Annotated in this window: 14 protein-coding genes; 8 read left to right on the top strand and 6 right to left on the bottom strand. The window is 66.8% G+C overall.

Features of this window, described 5'->3' with window-relative positions; all coding sequences use genetic code 11:
- The first annotated feature begins 43 nt into the window (after nucleotides 1–43).
- The 3 genes from BES08_RS22380 to BES08_RS22370 are packed head-to-tail and all read left to right on the top strand — an operon-like array spanning nucleotide 44 to nucleotide 2194.
- Entirely contained in the window at nucleotides 44–634 is a 591-nt protein-coding gene (locus tag BES08_RS22380) for an ureidoglycolate lyase (RefSeq protein ID WP_036528998.1), read from the top strand.
- Nucleotides 635–636: 2 nt separating this feature from the next.
- The gene (locus BES08_RS22375) at nucleotides 637–993 is read left to right on the top strand and encodes a hypothetical protein (RefSeq protein WP_036528996.1); all 357 of its coding nucleotides are present in this window, start codon (nucleotides 637–639) and stop codon (nucleotides 991–993) included.
- 16 nt (nucleotides 994–1009) lie between these two features.
- Complete coding sequence (locus BES08_RS22370; protein WP_036528995.1) at nucleotides 1010–2194, top strand: class I SAM-dependent methyltransferase; 1185 nt, start codon at nucleotides 1010–1012, stop codon at nucleotides 2192–2194.
- Between the two features lie 37 nt (nucleotides 2195–2231).
- Here the strand turns inward: BES08_RS22370 and BES08_RS22365 are convergent, their stop codons facing one another.
- From BES08_RS22365 to BES08_RS22340, 6 genes are read right to left on the bottom strand one after another with little or no spacing between them, the layout of a single operon-like run.
- Nucleotides 2232–3185, bottom strand: coding sequence for an alpha/beta fold hydrolase (locus BES08_RS22365; RefSeq protein ID WP_036529044.1), 954 nt, complete (start codon nucleotides 3183–3185; stop codon nucleotides 2232–2234).
- Nucleotides 3186–3195: 10 nt separating this feature from the next.
- A complete protein-coding gene (locus BES08_RS22360; protein ID WP_036528994.1) occupies nucleotides 3196–4581 on the bottom strand; it encodes an MFS transporter in 1386 nt (461 codons plus the stop codon).
- 2 nt (nucleotides 4582–4583) lie between these two features.
- Entirely contained in the window at nucleotides 4584–5594 is a 1011-nt protein-coding gene (locus BES08_RS22355; protein WP_231958329.1) for a phosphotransferase enzyme family protein, read from the bottom strand.
- On the bottom strand, nucleotides 5581–6396 hold the full coding sequence (locus BES08_RS22350; protein WP_036528992.1) for an alpha/beta fold hydrolase: 816 nt from the start codon (nucleotides 6394–6396) through the stop codon (nucleotides 5581–5583). The genes BES08_RS22355 and BES08_RS22350 overlap by 14 nt, the downstream gene beginning before the upstream one ends.
- The gene (locus BES08_RS22345; protein WP_231958328.1) at nucleotides 6393–7787 is read right to left on the bottom strand and encodes an MFS transporter; all 1395 of its coding nucleotides are present in this window, start codon (nucleotides 7785–7787) and stop codon (nucleotides 6393–6395) included. Before BES08_RS22345 ends, BES08_RS22350 begins: the two co-directional genes overlap by 4 nt.
- Before the next feature lie 2 nt (nucleotides 7788–7789).
- The gene (locus tag BES08_RS22340; RefSeq protein WP_036528988.1) at nucleotides 7790–8659 is read right to left on the bottom strand and encodes an alpha/beta fold hydrolase; all 870 of its coding nucleotides are present in this window, start codon (nucleotides 8657–8659) and stop codon (nucleotides 7790–7792) included.
- A gap of 118 nt (nucleotides 8660–8777) precedes the next feature.
- Here BES08_RS22340 and BES08_RS22335 point away from each other — a divergent pair, with 118 nt between their 5' ends.
- The 5 genes from BES08_RS22335 to BES08_RS22315 all read left to right on the top strand — a co-directional run bounded on the left by BES08_RS22335 (nucleotide 8778) and on the right by BES08_RS22315 (nucleotide 15937).
- Complete coding sequence (locus BES08_RS22335; RefSeq protein WP_036528986.1) at nucleotides 8778–10079, top strand: M24 family metallopeptidase; 1302 nt, start codon at nucleotides 8778–8780, stop codon at nucleotides 10077–10079.
- Nucleotides 10076–10918 (top strand): LLM class flavin-dependent oxidoreductase, encoded by an 843-nt coding sequence (locus tag BES08_RS22330; protein WP_036528985.1) that lies wholly within the window; start codon nucleotides 10076–10078, stop codon nucleotides 10916–10918. Before BES08_RS22335 ends, BES08_RS22330 begins: the two co-directional genes overlap by 4 nt.
- A complete protein-coding gene (locus tag BES08_RS22325) occupies nucleotides 10918–12144 on the top strand; it encodes an LLM class flavin-dependent oxidoreductase (RefSeq protein ID WP_231958327.1) in 1227 nt (408 codons plus the stop codon). The genes BES08_RS22330 and BES08_RS22325 overlap by 1 nt, the downstream gene beginning before the upstream one ends.
- Complete coding sequence (locus BES08_RS22320; RefSeq protein ID WP_036528982.1) at nucleotides 12141–13115, top strand: alpha/beta fold hydrolase; 975 nt, start codon at nucleotides 12141–12143, stop codon at nucleotides 13113–13115. The genes BES08_RS22325 and BES08_RS22320 overlap by 4 nt, the downstream gene beginning before the upstream one ends.
- 308 nt (nucleotides 13116–13423) lie before the next feature.
- A complete protein-coding gene (locus BES08_RS22315; RefSeq protein ID WP_036528979.1) occupies nucleotides 13424–15937 on the top strand; it encodes a TonB-dependent receptor in 2514 nt (837 codons plus the stop codon).
- Nucleotides 15938–16025: the final 88 nt, after the last annotated feature.

Below are 16025 nucleotides of genomic sequence, written 5' to 3'. Positions count from 1 at the left end.
TCGATCATTCTCGCCTCGCCAGAAAGGCAGAGGGAAGACAGGGATGACACAGGACAGCCGGGCCACCGGCGAATTGACGGTAATCCAGCTCGAAGTCGAACCGGCTAGCGCCGAGGCGCTGGCGCCGTTCGGCGCGATCGTCGGCCGCGAGGCGCCGGTCACGCCGGTCTCGGTCGACTTCTACAAGGGCGCGGTGAAGATGAGCTACCCGGCGCGCTTTCTATGCGAGCATCCGGTGGAGATCACCCTCGCGCAGATGGACCGCCGCCAGGGCGAAGTGCGCTACATGGAGCGCCATTTCCAGCACACGCAGGCATTCCTGCCATTGGGCGGCAAGCCCTTCGTCGCAGTCATGGCCCCTCCCGGCGAGGACGACCTGCCCGACTTGTCGAAAGTCCGCGCTTTCCGCTTCGACGGCAGCGCCGGCTTCGCCATGCACATCGGCACCTGGCACGAATTTCCCTTCGCGGTGGAGGACGGCACTGACCTCGTCGTGATCCTCTCCAGCCAGACCGGCTACGACCTCAAGGCCAAGGACGCGCAGACCGAGGAAGCCCACGGGCCGGACCTCGACAAGAAGGACATCGTGGCGCGCACCGGCCACGTCTTCCGTTTCGATCTGGGAGTGAACTGACAGTGGCGGACCGCATCAACCTCGACCGCAAGGCGCACTCCAAGGGCAGCCAGCCGGTCATCTTCGAAAGCGAGACGACCGACGCCCTCGCCGGCATGGTGCTGGCGCTGCTGGGCGAAGTCGTGGTCCTCAAGGACCGCCTCGACGCGAACGAACGCCTGCTCGCGGCGGCGGGCTTGCACGGTCCGGCGGACATCGACATGTTCGCACCCGACGCGCAGACGAAGACGGAGCGCAGCGCCTATCGCCAGGCGATCTACGACCGCGTGCTCGGCTCCGCCCGCGACAAGCTGATGCCCGAGGCACTCGCACAGCAGAACGACTACGAAGGCGTCCTCGACGCCGTGACCCGCGACTGAGGCAGGAGGATCACCCATGGAACAGTACCGCCAGGAACACTTCGGCCACGCGGTCATGCCGCAGGCCACTCATGACGAGCAGGCGATGGAGGACCATTTCCTCGCGATGCGGGCGTGGACCAACCGCAACATGGACCCGCTCGACCGCCGCCTGCTGGACGAAGTGATCGTCCCCGGGATCGAGAAGAAGACCGGCACGAAGCCCACCTCCAGCGCGCAGGTCCGTCAGGCGCTGGAAGCGCATCCGCTGCACCAGTACTGGCTGACGCTCTCGCTCACCTACCAGGACCGCATCTGGCAGGCGCTGGACGGCGCGATCGACCGCCAGTACGACGAACTCGCAGGCAAGGTGAAGGCGCAGGTGGCCGAGCCCAAGGGCTCGCTGCGGCTGAACCCGGAGCTTGAGATCCCGCGTTACATCGCCGCCTTCGACCATCACCGGATGCCGGGCAGCTACGTGGTCGATACCGCGCAGGACGATTTTCGCGCCGGGGCGCTCTACGACCGCTTCGCCTCGACCTACCTGCGCAACCTCAACGGTGGATGGAAGAACGACGGGCGCGGGCACAGCCTCGCCAGCCACGTTCAGGACTTCTACCCGGACTTCAAGCCGAAGCGCATCCTCGACCTCGGCTGCTCGGTGGGCCATTCGACCGTCGCCATCGCGCAGGCTTTCCCGGACGCGGAGATCTTCGCGCTCGACGTCGGCGCGCCGATGCTGCGCTATGGCCATGCCCGCGCGGAATCGATGGGCGTGCCGATCCACTTCAGCCAGCAGGACGCCGAGCATACCGACTTCGCGGACGGCAGCTTCGATCTCGTCTGCTCGTCTGCCGTGATGCACGAGACTTCGGCCAAGGGAATGCGGCAGATCTTCAAGGAATGCCATCGCCTGCTGCGGGACGGCGGCGTGATGTGCCACGTGGACGTACCGCCGCGCCACGAGCACCTGTCGCTCTGGGACCAGATGCGCTGCGACTTCGAGAGCCACTACAACAACGAACCGTTCATGACCTCGCTGGCGCGGATCGACTGGCACAAGGTCGCCGTCGATGCCGGTTTTGCGGGTGACACGGTGCTGGTGGGCTACCGCAAGGGCACGTCTTACCTGAAGCCCGATCGCGAGGACTTCTTCACCGAAGGCCACCCGCAGGGCCAGGCGATGATCGGCAGCTGGTACGCCTGTTCGGCGATGAAGTGAGGCCTTAGCGTCGTCCCGGACTCGATCCGGGACGACGTCATTTCCCCGCCACGCGCTTCAGGAACGGCATCGCCGTGTCCACCGAGCGCGCGGGGCAGTCCATCGGCATCATGTGCCCGCACTGCGCCACCACCTCGAGGCGCTTGTCCTTCGCCCCGAGCAGGTCGAGCGCCTGCCGCCCGTCCTTCTCCAGCGGCACTTCATGGTCGTCAGAGGACCACAGCAACAGGCTCGGCACGGTGATCGCGCGCAAGTCATCCGGGGTGCGCGCGAACGCCAGCGAGCCCGTCGCCGCCTTCATCGCGCCCGCCGTGGTCGCCGGATCGCGCATCGCGCGGTTGTTGAGGTCGGTCCACTGATCCACCAGTCCGGGCGTGACCGCCTTCGCGTCCAGCATGTTCGCCAGCATGATCTGGCGCCAGAATTCAGGCTCGTGCCAGCCGGGATGCTTCGCATCCTGCGCCACCGCATCCTTGAGCGCCTGCGGCATCGCCGCGTAGTCGATCTTGAGCGGCCCGGCGGCTATGTTCGAGAGGATCACGCCCGAGACCCGCTCGGGCCGCGCGACGGCGTAGGCAGCGGTTTGCACACCCGCACTGGAGGTGCCGACGATGACGAAGCGGCGGACGCCGAGCTTGTCCATCAGCGCGTCGATCACGGCAATGCGCTGGCTCAGTTCATAATCGTTGCGCGGGTTCGGACCGGACAGGCCGAGCGGCGACTGGTCGAAGCGGATTACCCGGTAATGGCGCTTCAGCTTCGCCGCCCAGCCGTCCCACTGCCGCAAGTTCGCATAGGAGCCATGCAGCAGCAGGATCGCCGGACCGCGCCCTTCGTCGACGTAGTGCAACGGCTCCCCGGCAATGGTGTCGAAGTGCGAAGCCGGGAGGGCGTAGCGTTCGCGAAGCTGCGCGTCGGAGGGCACCTCGGGCGGCTGAGCGCCGGCCATGGAGGTAATCGCCAGCATGGCGGCTCCGAATACCCAGCGCATCGTCATCTCCTTAAAGGGCTTCCCCTGCGAGCAGGCGCGCACATTCACTGTCGCCGCGCAGCCGTGCCTTGCGGATGGCGCGAAGGGCCACGGCGTAGAGCCCGGTGCCCAGCAGCAGGAACGGCACGCAGACCAGCGCGATCGACCAGCCGACGCTTGCCGGATCGCCGAACACGCGCTCGGTCACGCTGGCGACCATGAGCGGGCCAAGGCTCGCCCCGAGGATGGTGTTGAGCACCAGCGTCAGCGCGATGGAGCTGCCCCGCATGCGCGGCGGCACCACCGACTGCAGCGTCGCGAACATCACCGTGCCGACGACCGAGAACACCGCATTGGCCGAGGCGACCAGCACGGTCGCGAAATGCAGCTCGTGCGCCAGCACCGAAAGCGTGAAGGGCAGCGCGAAAAGCGGCGCGACCGACAGGATGCGGAACCGCGCCAGCGTGTCGCCCGAACGCATCGAGCGATCCAGCAGCGTACCGCCGACCAACGGCCCGATCGCCGAAAACAGAATCGACAGCGGACCAAGCCACGCACCGAGATAGGCAGGCGTGGCGCCATAGGCGCGCAGCAGCATCGAAGGCGCCCACGACGCGCCGCCGTAAGCGACCGTGAAGCAGGTCGCGAAACCGAAGTAGAGTGGCAGCAGCACAGCGCGGTTGCGCCACAGGTAAGCCGCCTCGGCCGCGCCGGGTACTTGCGCCGCGCCCTTGGGGGCATCGCCCTGCCGGGGCGGCTCGCGCGTCAGCAGCAGCATGGCGAGCGCAATGACGAGCCCGCAGGCGCCGAAGATCACGAACACCGTACGCCACGCCGCCAGCCCGCCCAGCACCGGGAAGCCAAGGAATGCCCCCGCTCCCGCCGCCGCGAGGATAAGGCTGGTCAGCGAGATGGCGATGCCGTTCGCCAGCCCCTGCCCCATCATATAGACCGAGATCGGCCGCCCGCGCCGTGCGGGCGCGAAGAGGTCCGCGATCAGCGAGATCGCGGCGGGACCGAGCGCCGCCTCGCCCAGTCCGACCAGCAGGCGCGCCGCGAAGAGCGAGCCGAACGACTGCGCCAGGCCGCTCCCGATCGTCGCGAGGCTCCACAGGCCGATGCCTGCGACGATCAGGTTGCGCCGCGAAATGCGGTCGGCAGCAAGGCCCATGGGAATGCCCATGAAGGCATAGAACAGCCCGAAGGCGAGGCCCTGCAGCAGCCCGATCTGCTCGTCGCTGATGCCCAGCGTGCCGCGTACCGGGTCGACCAGGATGTTCAGCGCGGCCCGGTCGATCACCGACAGGATACCCGCAAGGAACAGCATGATCACCATGGTCCAGGCACCGCGCGTGTTCGGCCGCACGGCGTCGGTCGCGGAGACCTCAGGCATATCGAGAGCGATCGGGCCGGCCATCGTCAGAGCAGTCCGGCGACGCGGGCGCGCGTCTTGATGTAGTCGCCCAGCCAGTCGAGATTGCGGAAGCGCAGCGTGCCGCGTCCCACCGCCGTCGAGCTATGCGCCATCCCTGCGACAAGGCGCAGACACTTGGCCATCAGGAACACTTCAATCGCATCCCTCTCTTCGGGCGTGAAGGGGCGCACAGATTCGTAGCCCGCCTCGAAAGCCTCGCCGATCTTGGGATCGAAGCCGTAGAAGAGGTTGCCCCACACGAAGTTCTGCACGTCCTGCATGAGGAAATCCTCACCCGCCGCGTCGAAATCCAGAAGCGTGATCTGGCCGTCTTCCGCCACGTGGACATTGCTCGGGTGGAAGTCGCGGTGGCACACACCGAGCGGAACCTTGCCCGAAGCGGCGTATTCGTCCAGCCGCTTGTCGAGATTGGCGGCGATGATCGGGTAATCGCGCAGGTCGTCCGGGCGATCGTAGACGAAGTCTATCAACGCGGGCATGCAGATGTTGTAGTCCTTGGCCGTCTCGGTCGAGAACGTGTGGTCCTTGCCTGCCTGCTCCTTGGCCCATGCGTCGCCATGAAGGTGCATTTCGGCCATCGCCGCGCCGATGCGGAAGGCGGTTTCCTCGGACAGCCGATCGCCGAACTTCACGCCCGGCGCCCAGTCGTAGAGCGCGAGCGCACGCTCGCCCTCGGGCGACAGAACCTTGAAGTAGAGCTTGCCGTCATGCTGCGGCACACCGACCGAGGCGGGGAAGCCCGCGCGGCGCAGGTAGTCGAGGAAATCCAGTTCATAGGACACGTCGTCGACATCGCGGTAGGTCTTGCGCCACACGCGCAGGGCGTACTTCGCCTCGGCGTCCTGCACGAGGTAGACGTCATTCATGCCGCGATAGAGCAGGAAGCAGGTGAGGTCGCCCTTCAGCGCGTAGCGGCGTGCCACTTCGCGAACGATGAAGTCCGGGTGGAGGACCGAGTGCGATACTTCGGCAAGCGGAAGGTCAGAGGTGGTCAAGGAAGTCTCGCAATTCATCAGCTAGTCGCTCCGGTGCAATATCGAAAATGTCGCGGTCGAGGTCGGTAAGCTCGACCACTCGGCAGGAAGGCAGCCGCGCGGCCGCCTTGAGTGAAAGGTGCATGAGGTCTTCGGCGGGCTGCAGCAGCAGCGCGGGCTGGGAGACCTGTTCGAGACGGGCGAAGTCCCACGACCACACGCCCCGATAGGCCCAGGTGAAGCGGTCCATCGCACGCGCCTTGTCGGCGAAGTTCAGCGCCGCCTTTTCGAGCGGGACGCGGGCGTCGCGCTTACCCACGACATAGGCCCAGAGGCCCGCCGTCAGGTCGCGCACCACGGTGCCCTCCTCGTCGAGCGGGGGGTAATTCTCGGCATCGGCAAGGCGTTTGGCGAGGGCCTCGGCGTCATACATCGGGATGCCGGTAAGGCCCATCGCGCGCACCCGGTCGGGCCGGGCGATTGCAAGCTCGCAGGCCAGCAGCGAGCCGGTGTGGAAGCCGTAAAGATCGACCTTGCCCGCCAGCACGCCTTCCTCCGTCAGCGCATCGAGGGCATCGGAGAAGCCGGCCGCATAGCCCGCCATGCCCGGGGGCGCGGACGGCGAATCCGACATGCCGTAGCCCGGCGTATCGAAGGCCACGACCAGACGGTCAGCGGCGAGCGCGGCGATCAGCGGCTCGTACTCGAAGGACGATGACGGGTTCTGGTGGAGCAGCACGACGGGCGCGCGCTCCCCTGCCGTTCCGGCGATGCGGTAATGCATCTGGCCGTAGCGGCAGGTCGTATAGGCTCTTCTGATCACAGGGCGGTGTTCCCGAAGCCCTCTTCGCTGCGCAGGCGCGCGGCGGCGAACTTGTCTTCGTCGAGGTCGTAGGCCCACAGGAACAGCCCGTTGATCGTGAACATGATCGAGGGGATCACCGCGAAGCCGACCTTCAGCGCCAGCATCGCGCTCTCGGGCTGCTTGACGATCGCGCCGCCCGTCGTCGGCACGTAACCGAGCGCATGGAGAAACACGCCGAGCACCGCAACGCCGAGCGCGAAGCTGACCTTCTCGACCACGGCGATGGCGCTGGAGAGCAGGCCCTCGCGCGCCTCGCCGGTCAGCACGCGGTCATAGGCCTGCGTGTCGCCCAGCATCGAGATCGACATGAGGATGATCGCGCCCGAACCGAGGCCGCCGCCCACCGCACGCACCATGATGCCGACGGTGGTGATGGTGTTGTCGGCCAGCAGCCAGCTTAGCGTGGTCAGGCAGAAGATCACCACGCCGCAAAGGTACGTGCGGCGCTTGCCGATGGTCTTGCCGCTCCACACCCACAGCGGCATGGCGAGCGCGGTGACGACGTTCTGCGTCACGGCCATGATGATCTGGCCGGTATAGCCCACGCCCACGACGTTGAGCATGTAGAGCAGCATCGTCGATGCGACCGAGGCGAACGAAAGGAACTGGAAGACTTTCGCGCCCAGCAGCATCATGAACGGCCGGTTGCGGGCGATGGCGCGCATTTGCGCGAAGCCCGGCAAGTGCTTGCCCGTCGCGGGCTGCGTACCGTGCTGGACCGGCACCGAAAGCGCCGTCGCAGTCATGGCGCCGCCGATGATGAGCGCCATGACGAGGCCCATCGTCGCGAAGCCCGCGCGGCCCGCGCCGCCGCTCTGGATCAGCCACGCAGTGCCCGCCATCGCCAGCAGCTGGCCGATGGAGACGAACACGGTGCGGAAACCGATCAGGCGGGTGCGTTCGTGGAAGCCGTCGGTCAGCTCGGCGGGCAGCGCCATGTACGGCACGTTGAACAGCGAATAGGCAGTCGAATAGATCACCAGCGCGGCGATCATCCAGACCATCAGCGCGCCCTGCCCCATGACCGGCGGCGCGAACAGCATCACGAACGACACCGCCGAAAGCAGCGCCCCTGCGGCAAGGAACGGCTTGCGGCGGCCCCAGCGGGTGCGGGCCCGGTCGGACAGGCTGCCGATCACGACGTCGATCACCGCGTCGGCCAGCTTGGAGACCATCAGCAGGTAGCCCGCGATCTCCGGCGACTGCCCGAGCACGGTGGACATCAGCGCCGGGAAATAGGTGGTCACGGTATTGAGCATGATCGACACACCGACCGTGCCCACCCCGAAACCGAGGCAGATGCCGATGTCGAGGCGCTTGTGCGCACCCGCTGCGGTGGTAGCGTCCATCTTCATGCTCCGGCTGCGAGGAATTGCGCGATCACGTCCGCCTTGGCCTGCGCCGAGCCGCCAGTGGATGCCTCGTGCCCATCGGCCAGCAGGCCGAGCGCGGTCTTCACCGAGGCGTTGAGCAGGGCCAGTTCGGTTTCCGGCTTGAGCAGCAGCGTCGGCGCGGCGATCCGCGCCATGCGCTCGAACGCGCGGTAGCGGAACGCGGCGATATAGGGCTTGGGGTAGGTATCCAGCGCCTTGAGCACGTCGAGCGTGATCCGATGCAGGATCTGCGGCGGCGGCATCGGCACGGCGAGGCGGTGCTCGGCATCCTTCATGAAGTGCGGGAAGAACAACGCCTGGTCGCGGCAGAAGTTGAAGGCCCAGATCAGATGGCGGCCGTACTCGTCGGGCTCCACCACGGGCGCGTAATTGGCGACGACGGCGTCCCGCAGTTCGTCCTCATACTCGGTGATGCCGTCGAGGACGAGGCGGCGTACGCGGCCTTCATGGCCCGCCGCCAGCTCGCAGGCGATACGCGCGCCGGTGTGGGTGCCATAGGCATCCACCGCATCGAAGCCGAGCACCGTGCAAAGCCGGTCCATCGAATCGGCGAAGTAGGCAATGTCGGGCTCGGCCGGAGCGGGCGGCGGCGAATCGCCGTTGCCCAGCGTGTCGGGCGCGACGATCTCGCCCAGACGGCCTGCTGCGCGCAGGGCGAGCATGAAGTCCTGCAGGAACCAAGAAGAGGCAGGCGAGGCGTGGAACAGCAGCAGCGGCGTGTGCCCCGGCTCTGCGGCCGGAAGGCGCCGCAAGTGAAGCTGGCCCTCGTCGAGCCGCACGAAAGTGCGCTCGATCTGCGCAAATGGGTTCTTGTCAGTCGGGTTCATGAGAGGCAGGCTATCGCAGTCGCTCGCCAAGCCACGACATGAAGAGAAAGTTTATCGGCTAGCGAATAAAACTTTAGCACTGAGCGCGAACCGCGCCCGGTCGTGTTCATATTGCAGCATGGACACGACACTCCTCCCCGACGATGGCGCGTTACTCGCGGCGCTCGAGCGCGAAGGGCCGATGAACCTCGCCCGCGCTCTCGCCGTCATGGAGCGGCACGATCTGGCCGGGCTGGTGCTGGGCGATCCGATCAACGTGTTCCACGCGCTGGGCCACTGGCCGCAGATCGGGCGCACCCGCGCCGGGCAGCCGCCGGGGACTTTCGCCCTGATCGCGCGCGAAAGGCTGGAGATTCCGGGCCTCGTGACCAGTCGCTTCCTGCATCACTACAGCTGGGCGGACGGCCGCAGCCGCAGCGACGTGGCGGTCTGGCTCTATACGCACATGGGCGACGAGGGCGACGAGACCGCGCTCGAAGTGCCCTTCTCTCCTGTCCTTCCGGAACGGCACTCAGCGGCACTCAGCGGCACCGAACGGCACCGGGCGGCCGTCAGCACGACCCTCAGCGGCGCCATGACCGCACGCAGCGACGCGGGCGGCGCGATCGTCGCGGCCATGAAGGGCCTGGGACTCTGGCAGGGCCGGGTCGGCTTCGACCACACCGTCATCGCCGAAGTCGCCGAGCGTCACGACCACCCCGGCGCGATGGTCCAGGCCGACAACATCCTGCGCGAGATCCGCCTCGTGAAGTCGCCGCTGGAACATGCGCTGATGGCGCGCGCGGCGCGATCCAACGTCGATGCCCTCAATGCGGTCGGCCATGCGATCCGCGCTGGCGCCACGCACGTTGAGCTTCAGGCGCTCTATCGCATGGAGTGCGCGGCGCGGGGCAACACCGCGCTGTTCCTCAACGTCGACCGCGTCTCCTCCGACCTCTCGCGCCTTCAGGTCGAGGACGGGCAGACGCTGATGCTCGACGGGGTGAGCCAGTTCCTCGGCTACCATGGCGACTTCGCGCGCACCGTGTTCGTCGGCGAGCCCACGCGCGAGGCGCGCCGCGCCGCCGAGGCTGCCGCCTTCGGCTGGCAGGCGGTGCGCGAACAGTTGCGCCCGGGCCTGCGCTATTCCGAGATCGCCGCGATCGGCGAGGCCGCGATCCGCGCTGCCGGGTACGAGGCCGCGATCGGCTTCGGCCCGCACAGCGTCGGCCTTGCCCACACCGACGAGCCCGGCGAAGTCCACGGCGGTTTCTGGCGCAAGCCCGACATCGTCCTCGAGCCGGGCATGATCCTCTCGGTCGACTGCCCGACGCTGGACACCGGCATCGGCGGCTCGGCGCACTGCGAAGACCTCGTCCGCATTACCGAGACCGGCTGCGAACCCATCCATCCTCTCCACGACCCGGTGATCATCGTATGACCAGACCTTTCATCCTTTCCGCCTCCGTGGCCGAACCGGCCTTCGCCGTGCCCGGCCATGCCCGCGCCGTGCTGCAGGCCGCCGAAGCGGCCGGGTTCGACCTCCTCATGCTCGGCCGTTCGGGCGAGCGTCCGTTCGACGCGCAAGTGCTCGTCGCCTGGGCCGCACCGATGACCTCGACGCTGGGCGTGGTCGCCACCGTGCCCGCATCGAAGGCGCACCCCTTCCACGTCGCCCGCGCGCTGTCGGCAGTGGACTTTCTCGCCGCCGGGCGCACCGGCTGGTCGGTCGTCCCCGAAGGCGCGCCCGAGGGCATGGCCGAAGACATGGTCGGCGCCGCCCGCGCGTTGTGGGACGGCTGGGGCAGCGACACGCTGATCCTCGACAAGACAAGCGGCCGCTACCTCGACGCATCGAAGGTCAAGGCATCGAACTACAAGGGCGCGTTCTTCAAGGTCGCAGGTCCCGTCAACGCGATGCGCCCGCCGCTCGGCCATCCGCTGCTGGTGGTGGACGGCGACGATCCGATCGCCATCGACGATGCCGACATCGCACTCGTGTCCGACGGCACCGCCGCCCCGCAGGCGACCAAGCGGCTGATCAAGGTCGGCGCCGATGCCGACGCCGCCATGCTGGCCGAACGCTTCGAGGCGCGCGAGATCGACGGCGCGCACTTCACCTTGAGCGATGCCCTGACGCAGCTGCCGCAGATCGGCGCGCGTCTCGCCTCCCTGCTCGCGCCTCGCCCGGCTGGCGACCTGCGCGCACGGCTTGGCCTGCCCATCCCTTCCACCGCCTCCAACCAGCCCGGCGGCGCCGTGATCCCGGAGATCGCATGATGCAAAACCAGATTCATCTTTGGGCCTTCCTGCAAGGCATCGGCTTCTTCCCGACCGGCTGGAAGCATGAGCGCGCGCGCCCCGAGGGCGTGTTCCACATGGACTACTACACCCGCGTCGCGCAGTTGGCCGAACAGGGCCGCTTCGACGCGATCGTCTTCGGCGACCAGCTGCAGTCGCGCGGGGCTGGCGGCCGCGCGCCCGAGCGTCTGGCGATGCCGACGCTCGATCCCGTCACGCTGCTGACGGCGATGGCGGCGGTGACCAAGCATATCGGCCTCGTCGCCACCGTCTCCACCACGTACAACACGCCCGAGATGCTGGCCGAGCGCTTCGGCACGATGGAGCGCATCACCGGCGGCCGTTCGGGCTGGAACATCGTCACCACCGCGCACCCCGACACCGCGCCCAACTTCGGCGAGACCGAACTGCCGCCCAAGGACGCGCGCTATCGCAACGCCGTCGAAGTCGTCGCCCGCGCCTGCGAACTATGGGCCGAGATGGACCGCGAAGGGCCGCAGCTGCCGCAGGGCCGCCCGGTGCTGGTGCAGGCAGGCCAGTCGCCCGACGGCCGCGACTTCGCCGCGCGCACGGCCGAAGCGATCTTCTGCCCCGCCGCCACGATCCAGGCGGGTGTCGATTTCCGCACCGACCTGCGCAGCCGCGTGGCGGGCGTCGGCCGGAGCCCTGACGGCGTGCGCATCATGCCCGGCCTCTCCTGCGTGCTCGGCGGCACCGAGGAAGAGGCCCGCGCCGAGCATACCGCGATCCTCGACCTTGCCGACGATGCGCTGGCGATCGAGTATCTGTCGGAATCGCTGTGCTGCGACCTGACCGGCTTCGATCCGCTCGGCCAGATCCCGGTCGACGAGATTCTCGCGAAGACCCTGCTGCCGCAGGGCGACGTCGCCCGCTCGATCGTGCCGGGCGCCGAGAAGGGCACGCCGCTGGGCGAGTTCGCCGCCAACTTCATGCGCCACCCGCGCGGCCACAACGTCTTCATCGGCACGCCCGAGCAGATGGCCGACATGATGATCGAGTGGCGCGACGCGGGCGCCTGCGACGGCTTCACCCTGCAGCCCAGCTACATGCCGGGGGGCCTTGAAGACTTCGTCGGTCAGGTCGTGCCGATCCTGCAGGCGCGCGGCCGCCTGCGTACCGACTATCCGGGCGCCACCCTGCGCGAGACGCTGGGCCTGCCCGCGCGCGAAGCGGTGACGGCATGAAGATCGGCCGCATCGCACTCGCCACGCTGGGCGCAGTCGTCCTCGTCGGCGGCGGCACCGTTCTGGCCTTGCGCGCCGGAGCGGGCGAGTCCGACCGTGCGCAGCTGGAAAAGCGCTGGGCCGACGGCCCCTCGCGCTTCGTCACCATCGACGGCGTGCGCCTGCACGTGCGCGAGGAAGGCCCGGTCGGCGCCCCGGTGATCGTCCTGCTCCACGGCTCGATCGTCAACCTGCACGAGTGGGACGACGTCGCCGCGATCCTCAAGGACAAGTACCGCGTCGTGCGCTTCGACTGGTCGCCTTACGGCCTGACCGCGCCCGATCCTTCCGGGGTCTATTCGACGCCGCGCTCGGCACAGCTGATGAACGGCCTGCTGACGAAACTCGGCTACGACAAGTTCGCGCTCGTCGCGACGTCGAACGGCTCCAACGTAGGGCTGGAATACAACCGCGCCTATCCCGGCCACGTGACGGCGATGGCGTTCTCGATGCTGCCGCTGGAGCGCCCCAGCCAGACCCGCAAGGTCAACTGGCGCCTGAGCTGGAGCCTGCCGGTATTCAAGGCGGTGCTGCCGAACTGGCGCCCGCACTGGTTCTGGCGCGCGATGCTGGAAGATACCACCCCGCCCGGCTTCCAGCCGACCGACCGCATGGTCGACCAGATCACCGAGATGAACAACCTGCCCGGCGCGCTCGACCGGCAGGCGCAATACATCCAGGCGAACGTCAAGGCGTTCAAGACATCGGACGTCGGCGCCGTGGCCGAAACCGTCCACGTGCCCGTGCTGCTGCAATGGTGCAGCTACGATGACGTGATCTCGCAAAGCGCCGGTGCCTCGGTCAAGCGCTTCACCAACGCGCCGGTGACGCTGATCGAATACCCCGACCTCGGCCATTTCCCGATGTGGGAGAAGCCGCAGAAGTTCGCCCGCGACCTCGAAGCCTGGCTCACGAAAGTCGCTGTGCGGTGATGAATGCGCCTGTCGGACGCCGTTGCATCCGACAGGCGAACAAAGGGCACGAGCCTCTTCAATAGAGCGCGAGTTAAGGGAATTCTTACGGCGATAAAAATTTCTTGATTCACCGAAAATCGTAAATTGAAATTTTATCACGATCGGGCCGACAGGACGGCCAATGGCTTACTCGCTTCCGGTTCTGCACGTCAGTGCAGAACGTGCATAGTATCATTACAAAAACCAATGGCAGTGAAATTCGCAGATACGCAGGGAACGTGACAACAATTGGCGCCGCAAGTGCGCCTTTAACATTGAGGGACGAAATGACCGGCAAATATAAACTCCAGTTCGCCTCCACCTTGTCAGGCATTGCTATTGCAGCAAGCCTGACCGCGGCTCCCGCGATGGCGCAGGACACCGGCGGCGACATCATCGTCACCGCACGCAAGACCGGGGAAGACATCCTCAAGGTTCCGGTCACCGTTACCGCGATCACCTCCGAAACGCTCGACGCCAAGGGCATCGTCTCGGTCACCGACATGGCCGCCTCGACCCCGGGCATCAACATCAACAACAGCTCGTCAGGCCACGCCGACCGCTCGTTCCAGCAGGTCGTCATGCGCGGCATGACGCCGTCGACCACGCTCGCCACCACGACCTCGATGTTCATCGACGGCGTCGCGGTGTCCTCGCCCTCGCAGGTCAGCGCGATCAGCAACCCGGAGCGCGTCGAGATCATCAAGGGCCCGCAAAGCGCCTACTTCGGCCGCAACACGTTCGCGGGCGCGATCAACGTCGTGACCAAGATGCCCGGCAACGACTGGGGCGGCGAAGTGCTCGGCATGCTCGGCACGCGCAACAACTGGCGCCTGCGCGGATCGATCGAAGGTCCGATCATCCCCGATCTCCTCTCGTTCCGCATCAACGGCGAGCAGTATTCCCGGGACGGTTCGTGGAAGAACCAAGACGGCGTGACGCTGGGCGACCAGCAGACCAAGAGCGCTTCGCTGCTGCTTGCCATCACCCCGGCCTCGAACGTCACCATCAAGCTGTTCGGCATGCTGAGCGAGGACAAGGACGGTCCTTCCGCTCAGACCCGCCTCTATTCCTACGACGTCAAGGCGCCGAACGGCAGCACTGTCGTCCAGGGTCAGGCGAACTGCATCCTCACCGGCGATACCCGCGGCGTGCTCAACCCGGTCACCGGCCTGCCCGCCGGCGCTGCGGTGCAGAACCCCTACTTCTGCGGCACCATCCCGACGATGGCGAACCCGGTCACCGCGAACGTCACCAACACGGACTTCGTGCGCCAGTTCCTCAACATCGGCACCAATCGCATCGTCGATCCCTCGGAAGGCGTGCAGGGCTACGGCCTGCTGCGCCGTACCAAGCACGCTCATGCGACGTTCGACTGGGAAGCCACCGACAAACTGACCATCTCGGCGCTCGCAGGGTACAACCGTGAGGTCTGGACGACCTTCATCGACCTCGACAGCTACGACGGCAGCGCCCTGCCCAGCGGCTACGACTACAACGGCAACGGCAGGATCGACGCCACCGAGATCTTCGGCGAAGGGTACTTCAACTATCCGTACCTGATCGAACGCAAGATCGACGACTTCTCGCTCGAAGGTCGCCTGTCCTACGTCTCCGGCCGGTTCCACGGCGTAGCGGGCATCAGCTACCTCAGCGCCGACCAGCTCCAGGGCCTGGGTGGCGGCACCGGCGCGCTGACCGCGTCCAGCCTCTCGCCCGGCGGCCTCAGCCGGAACAAGACCACTGGCCTGTTCTTCGGCCTGACCTACGACGTGACCGACACGATCTCGGCCAGCTTCGAAGGCCGCTACCAGATCGACCAGTTGCAGGCATTCGCCCGCCCCTCCGGCGTGAGCGTCGCATCGAGCGCGTTCATCCCGGCTGGCTTCTACACCGGCGGCACCGTGCTCGCGAGCGCGAAGTACAAGAACTTCACCCCGCGCGCGATCGTCAACTGGCAGATCACGCCCGACACCATGGTCTATGTGTCGTGGGCCAAGGGCGTGAACCCGGCGCAGTTCAACACCAACATCCTGTCGCAGGTCGGATCCGTGCAGCAGGCGGCCTTCGATGCCGGCGGTGAACTGGCGATCAAGCCCGAGAAGATCACCAACTACGAGATCGGTCTGAAGGGTCGCATCGGATCGACCCTGCGCTACACCTTCGCGGCCTACTACGCCCAGTGGCGCAACCAGATCAACTCGACCATCATCGTCGCGCCCGACGCCACGCAGCCCACCGGCTACAGCTTCGTCACCGCATCGATGAACGCGGGTTCGGTAAACCTGCGCGGTATCGAGGGTGAAGCGTCCTGGCGCCCGACCGAGTTCCTGACCATCGACGCCGCCGGTGCGATCAACGACTCGGACATCAAGGCCTTCGCCAGTTCCACGGTCAGCGCCCTGACCGGGATCTACGACTATTCCGGCAAGGAGATGAAGAACACCTCGAAGTACTCGGCCAACGTCGGCGTCCAGGTCGGCACCGAGATTTCGGGCTGGGACAAGGGCAGTTGGTTCGTGCGCGGCGACTGGAACTTCAAGTCGGGCGTATGGTCGAACGAGGCGAACCTGGCACGCACGCCGGACCTGCACCTGTTCAACGCACGCGCGGGCATCACGCGGGGCAACCTCTCGCTCGAGGCGTTCGTGAACAACATCTTCAACAACAAGACGCCGCTGACGATCTCGGACAATTACACGCTGTCGCCGGGCTTCGTTTATGCGGCGCGGACCTCGGCGCTGATGCTGGGGCTTGGCGATCTGCGCACCGCAGGCGTGCAGGCGAAGATCAAGTTCTGATCCGGCGCTGCTGCGAGACAAGGAAAGGCCGGGGGAAACCCCGGCCTTTTTTATTCCTCCCCGAGCTTGTCTCGCCCAACTTGAACAG

The sequence above is a fragment of the Novosphingobium resinovorum genome (assembly GCF_001742225.1).
Lineage (GTDB): Bacteria > Pseudomonadota > Alphaproteobacteria > Sphingomonadales > Sphingomonadaceae > Novosphingobium > Novosphingobium resinovorum_A.
The sequence above is the reverse complement of the archived record's forward strand: the minus strand, read 5'-3'. Positions and strand labels throughout refer to the sequence as shown.

What these genes read in the sequence shown, in the direction of transcription:
- BES08_RS22365 (WP_036529044.1), bottom strand. Translation starts at nt 3,185, where the DNA reads ATGCGCTGGGTATTCGGAGCCGCCATGCTGGCGATTACCTCCATGGCC.
- BES08_RS22340 (WP_036528988.1), bottom strand. Translation starts at nt 8,659, where the DNA reads ATGAACCCGACTGACAAGAACCCATTTGCGCAGATCGAGCGCACTTTC.
- BES08_RS22345 (WP_231958328.1), bottom strand. Translation starts at nt 7,787, where the DNA reads ATGGACGCTACCACCGCAGCGGGTGCGCACAAGCGCCTCGACATCGGC.
- BES08_RS22330 (WP_036528985.1), top strand. Translation starts at nt 10,076, where the DNA reads ATGACCAGACCTTTCATCCTTTCCGCCTCCGTGGCCGAACCGGCCTTC.
- BES08_RS22370 (WP_036528995.1), top strand. Translation starts at nt 1,010, where the DNA reads ATGGAACAGTACCGCCAGGAACACTTCGGCCACGCGGTCATGCCGCAG.
- BES08_RS22335 (WP_036528986.1), top strand. Translation starts at nt 8,778, where the DNA reads ATGGACACGACACTCCTCCCCGACGATGGCGCGTTACTCGCGGCGCTC.
- BES08_RS22380 (WP_036528998.1), top strand. Translation starts at nt 44, where the DNA reads ATGACACAGGACAGCCGGGCCACCGGCGAATTGACGGTAATCCAGCTC.
- BES08_RS22320 (WP_036528982.1), top strand. Translation starts at nt 12,141, where the DNA reads ATGAAGATCGGCCGCATCGCACTCGCCACGCTGGGCGCAGTCGTCCTC.
- BES08_RS22360 (WP_036528994.1), bottom strand. Translation starts at nt 4,581, where the DNA reads ATGGCCGGCCCGATCGCTCTCGATATGCCTGAGGTCTCCGCGACCGAC.
- BES08_RS22325 (WP_231958327.1), top strand. Translation starts at nt 10,918, where the DNA reads ATGCAAAACCAGATTCATCTTTGGGCCTTCCTGCAAGGCATCGGCTTC.
- BES08_RS22315 (WP_036528979.1), top strand. Translation starts at nt 13,424, where the DNA reads ATGACCGGCAAATATAAACTCCAGTTCGCCTCCACCTTGTCAGGCATT.